General features: G+C 46.0%; 5 protein-coding genes. 2 read left to right on the top strand and 3 right to left on the bottom strand.

The features are described from left to right. Positions 1-674, bottom strand: a 674-nt coding sequence (locus tag C7B77_RS23815; protein ID WP_245894358.1) for a cytochrome P450, incomplete at its 3' end; no start/stop codon positions are given. Positions 675-884: 210 nt separating this feature from the next. On the opposite strand from C7B77_RS23815, the gene C7B77_RS23810 reads away from it, so the two are divergent. Then, positions 885-2,261 (top strand): outer membrane protein assembly factor BamB family protein, encoded by a 1,377-nt coding sequence (locus C7B77_RS23810; protein ID WP_106310755.1) that lies wholly within the window; start codon positions 885-887, stop codon positions 2,259-2,261. Positions 2,262-2,377: 116 nt separating this feature from the next. Here C7B77_RS23810 and C7B77_RS23805 read toward each other — a convergent pair whose 3' ends face one another. After that, entirely contained in the window at positions 2,378-3,742 is a 1,365-nt protein-coding gene (locus tag C7B77_RS23805) for a cytochrome P450 (protein ID WP_106310752.1), read from the bottom strand. Between the two features lie 37 nt (positions 3,743-3,779). Between C7B77_RS23805 and C7B77_RS23800 the strand changes: the two genes are divergently transcribed. Beyond that, positions 3,780-4,721 (top strand): TetR family transcriptional regulator, encoded by a 942-nt coding sequence (locus tag C7B77_RS23800; protein WP_106310750.1) that lies wholly within the window; start codon positions 3,780-3,782, stop codon positions 4,719-4,721. Positions 4,722-4,757: 36 nt separating this feature from the next. Here the strand turns inward: C7B77_RS23800 and C7B77_RS30380 are convergent. Continuing rightward, positions 4,758-4,989: hypothetical protein (locus C7B77_RS30380; protein ID WP_245894357.1), on the bottom strand; the 232-nt coding region annotated here is incomplete at its 5' end.

Below are 4,989 nucleotides of genomic sequence, written 5' to 3'. Positions count from 1 at the left end.
CTTTCTCTCATCACCTGCCGAATATATTTAGCAATTTTGCGGCGCGCAGCTTGTCCTCTACCATGCAGGGTGAGGGGAGTATCCCACTTAAAGAGGCCGTATAGACCTCCGGTTAAAGTAGTAAACCACTCGCTCACTTGTTGGATCTCTGCCGTTTTTTCGCTGCCTAAAAAAATCTTGACCACGATAGCCAACGTGAGCTTGCGTAATTCGGCATCGAGATCGATCGTTCCTTGCTTGCCCCAATCAGCTACAGCATCCGTCACCACCGACTGCACCGTATCGAAGTAAGAGGCGATCGCCTGTTGATGAAATACTGGCAAAATCATCTTTCGACTAGTGCGATGTGGTTCGCCATCTTGGAGTAATACTGCATCGGTACTGACGATCGGGGCGAGATATTGATTGCCCAATCGCGATGATAACCTGTCGGCTTGCTCTTTTAGAACCAGGCGGTTGGCTTCTGGGCCGACTAGACAGGCAGCTTTGCCGAATCCTAATGCGGCTGTTTTAAACACATTGCCGTGCTGCTGGTATTGCTGCCAATAAAATAGCTCTTGCTTGCTGATGATATTGATTATTTCACCAAAAATCGGCAATCCAAAGCTACCTGGCATCATTTCCGCAGGCTTAAGTTTATTATTCATCACCACAAATTTTTGCTCTGTAGACATCGATCTGACTTTTATGCTAACGAAAACCTCTCGGCTAGTGTCAAGCAATTAATTCGCAACCAACAGAATCGAGGCTATTAGTACATTACAACTCACGATGAAGACATGCCGGAAGTGAATGAATAGAAGTAGAGCTACTAAATTTCTAGATTTCCGGAAAACACTATAATTATTTGGAGTTGTCATTATGATTGCGATCGAGACATTTAGATGCAGTTTTTGAGAGCTAACTTTTGGAAATTAACATTGTTGGGCGGGGCTGTCGCTGTGGCAGGTTGGTTCGGCTGGGGCTACGCCGACGAGCACAAACCAACGCTGATTGCCCTCAGTACTACAGGCAAACTAACATGGGTGTACCCGTTTGCAGATGATTTTGGCTACAGTAAAGGCCCAATCGCGGGCAATGGTAAAGTCGTGCTCGATGGTTGTGTAAAAACGGCAGACAAAAACTGTGGAGCTTATCAAATCCAGACGTTTGATGCTCGATCTGGTAAACTTCTCTGGAGCGATCGACCTAGCGGCAATTACGAGCCATATAATATCGCCTCAAATCAAGCCACTATTATCCAAAACGATCGCCTCTATCACCAGCTTGAGAACCAATTGCGATCGATCGATCTGGCAACGGGAATACAGCAATGGACGCTGCCACGGCGGTGGTTTTATCATCCGAGTATCTGGTACGGAATGGGATTAGTTGCTCGATCGGATAAATTAGCGATGCTGAATCTCGACGGTGGGTACAAGCGATCTCTTCAAATCCTCGATCCCAAAACAGGCAAGCTGCAACAGCAAGCAACCATTACAATTTCTAAGCTCGAAACTACGCGCCACATTATCGCGACTAACGATCGGACTGTGTTTCTCGAAACCGCTGGAGTATCGGCAGCCGATACTCCGAACACATTCTACAATCGCGGCACATCTACTGTTATTGCTTATGACAGCAAAACTCTCCAGCCGCTGTTCCGTAAAGACATTAAGGGTGGCAGTATTTTTCAGATGGAACCACTCGAAAATATGTTGCTAATTGGCAACTACAACCACTACGATGTTAAGACGCAAACAACCTCAGAGGGATCTCTGTTAGCGATGGATGCCAGTACCAGAAAGACGATCTGGCAAAAAACGCCCAGCCAGCTCAATTGTCATAAAAGGAATATCAACAAGTATCAAGTAGATGCTGAGACTGTTTATCTCGATTGCAGCCGCCTTGGTAGAGAGGATAGCCGCATTGTGGCACTCTCTACTCAAACCGGAGCGATCCGATGGCAAACGCAACTCAGCACCGACGATCGATTGACGCGCGATTTTCCTGCGGCGATAACCGATCGGCAATACCTCACCTTTCGCAAGGTAACTAAGCCAAAGGTATCTCAAACCCAAGTAGTTGCGCTCGATCTTCAAACTGGAAAACTTTTGTGGGCATTTCCGCTGTTTGATGATGAGAATAATCTATATGGCTTTCGCTCTATTGTTGCTGCTGAAGGCGATCGTTTCTTTGCTCGCGCTCTGCTAACCCGCTGGCAACTTTGGCTGCTACAAATGAATATCAACTGGTACACAAATCAGCCGATCGCCAATTAAGATTGGGTAGGCTCGTAATCGAGCCTTGAATGGATGAGTCCGATTACTCGTTGCAACAGTAACACCCTCCTTGCCTAATGTCGATCGAATGTTAGAAATCAAATTTCAGAGATCGGCTAATATAATAAATCGATCGAGACAAATGTTGCTGTTAACTTTTTCTGCATACTAAACGGTTTGCGGACTGGGGCAATCTCTGCAAGGGTAGGTGTTACCGTCCAATCGTACTTTTGTAGCAATGTGGAGAGAATTATCTTCATCTCCATATTGGCAAATTCTACCCCAATGCAGCTATGGGCACCGCCACCAAAACCGATGAGAGAGTAAGGATATTTCTTGTCTTCCTCGCGCGGGGGCGCAAATCTGTCGGGATCGAATGACTCTGGATCTTTGTAAATTTCTGGCATTCGATGAGTCATGCTCGGAAAAATAATCGCATACCAACCAGCCGGAATGGTGTAACCAGCATATTCGATATCTTCTACCACGGCACGACTCAGCGCGTGAACAGGTGGATAGAGCCGTTCGCCTTCTTTGAGCACATTACTCATTTGGGGAAGTTGGCGAAGATGTTGCAGTTTTAATGCTTCGTTACCCGTCACCTGTTGCAGTTCGGTGCGTAATTGCTGCCGCCATTCGGGACGATTGCCCAATTCAAACATCAACCAATTCATCAGGCTAGATGTGGTTTCATGGGCGGCAAACAGAAATCCGATCGCTTGATTGATAATTTGGGTTTCGGTAAATTTATTACCATCTTCATCGACGATACTCATCAAAAATCCGATAACATCTTTAGATTTTTCGATATCGTCCAGCTCGATTCTATCTTTAATAATCTGCCGAATATATTCAGCAATTTTGCGCCGCGCCGCTTGTCCGCGTCCGTAAAAAGTTAGGGGATTATCCCACTTCACCATTCCATTAAGGCTATTGAATAGCGTGACATACCACTGCGATACTCGATCGATTTCTTCGGTTTTGTTGCTACCCAAAAAAGTCCGAACTGCGATCGAGAGTGTCAACTTTCGCATCTCGGCTTCCAGGTTAATCGTGCCCTGCTTGCCCCAATCTGTCACTGTTGCTGTCGCCACTGCCTGAATCGTGTCAAAGTAAGATGCGATCGCTTGATGGTGAAATATGGGCAAAATCAGCTTGCGACTGGCGCGATGCTCTACGCCATCTTGTAACAATACCAAATCTTTACTGACGATCGGTTCGAGCGATCGATTTCCCAATCTTGATGATAACTTGTCGGCTGCATCTTTTAACACCAATTGATTAGCCTCTGGCCCAATCAGACAAGCACATTTGCCAAAGCCGATCGCCTCTGGTAGTGATATTTTGAAAATATTGCCGTACTGTTGGTACTGCTGCCAATAAAATAGCTCTTGTTTGGCGAGAATGCCAATTGTCTGCCCGATGAACGGCAATCCAAAGCTTCCAGGCATCATCTCAGCAGGCTTGAGTTTATCCTTCATAACAACAATTTATTCCAAATTGTGACACAGTTAGTTTATGAGTAAGTCCTCATCTTTGTCAAGCGACAAAACTCTCCGCCGTCAACCCCAGCAACAACGCGGGAAACAGCGGGTAGAGAAGATTCTCATCGCCGCTGCGGAAGTTTTTGCCGAGGCGGGATTTGCAGCGGCGACGATCCAACAAATAGCCGATCGAGCCAATACCGCTGTCGGTTCGATTTACCAATTTTTCCCTGATAAATTAGCAATTTTTAATGCGCTGTTTGTCGAGCATCTGCGGCTGACAGAGTGCATTGAGGCAGATTTTTTCGCTCAGAAGATCGATCGACCACTCGATCGAGGTATTAGTGAATATATCGATGCCTATGCAATCTATTTCGAGGAGCCAATTCCCCGCTGTGTCGTCGTCCAGTATTACTTACAGCCGATCGGGGGGATGGAAACCATGATGACCGATCTTCCCAATCTCCAGTCGATCTCATACAAAAGACATGCCAATTTTTATCGCCAACGCAATCCTAATTTGAGTGAAGCCAAAAGTGAATTACTGTCGGAAGTTGCTCACAATATCGTCCAGGGTTTGGTACCGAATACTCTCAGAAGAGATGAAAAATATCGGCAGGCAATCTATGCCGAAATCAAGGATGTCCTCTACGGCTATCTCAATCCCCACATTGGCGACCATTTACTACCAGTGTCTAATCAATTGATGATGTGTCCCGACTGTCAGAGCGATCGAATAGCGAAGAACGGTCGCCAACAAGGTAAGCAACGTTATATATGCAGAGGATGTGGGCGGCAATTCCTCGATCGATACACGCAAAGAGGATATCCTCTAGAAGTTAGACAGAGGTGTCTCGATCTCCACGCGCAGGGCATCGGCTTTCGCGAAATCGAACGTCAGACGGGGGTGGATTGCAATACAGTAATTAATTGGGTGAAGAGTCTGGAATTAAAGTCAGTCGAGATTGAGGCATAAAATCGATTGCGATGAAAGGCTGCGATACATCGCGATTCAAGAAACTCTTGTTGGTACATTCCGATCGAAATAGCCCCAATTATATACTCCGCTCGCGATATCCATTCTTTCCACGCACGACTCCCACTGTTGAAAATCTAAGTTTTCTTCTCCTTCGTAATGGAACGGAGTTTCTTCGATGAGCGGAATATAAGCACCGTAATATTTAAGGCATCGATCGAGAAAACCTCGATCGTCGCAGTCTTCTTTTCTTGCCAGAAATGCAGAT

Source organism: Chamaesiphon polymorphus CCALA 037, assembly GCF_003003845.1.
GTDB lineage: Bacteria > Cyanobacteriota > Cyanobacteriia > Cyanobacteriales > Chamaesiphonaceae > Chamaesiphon > Chamaesiphon polymorphus.
The sequence above is the reverse complement of the archived record's forward strand: the minus strand, read 5'-3'. Positions and strand labels throughout refer to the sequence as shown.

Coding starts and splice junctions, on each gene's coding strand:
- C7B77_RS23810 (WP_106310755.1), top strand. CDS start 885: ATGCAGTTTTTGAGAGCTAACTTTTGGAAATTAACATTGTTGGGCGGG.
- C7B77_RS23805 (WP_106310752.1), bottom strand. CDS start 3,742: ATGAAGGATAAACTCAAGCCTGCTGAGATGATGCCTGGAAGCTTTGGA.
- C7B77_RS23800 (WP_106310750.1), top strand. CDS start 3,780: ATGAGTAAGTCCTCATCTTTGTCAAGCGACAAAACTCTCCGCCGTCAA.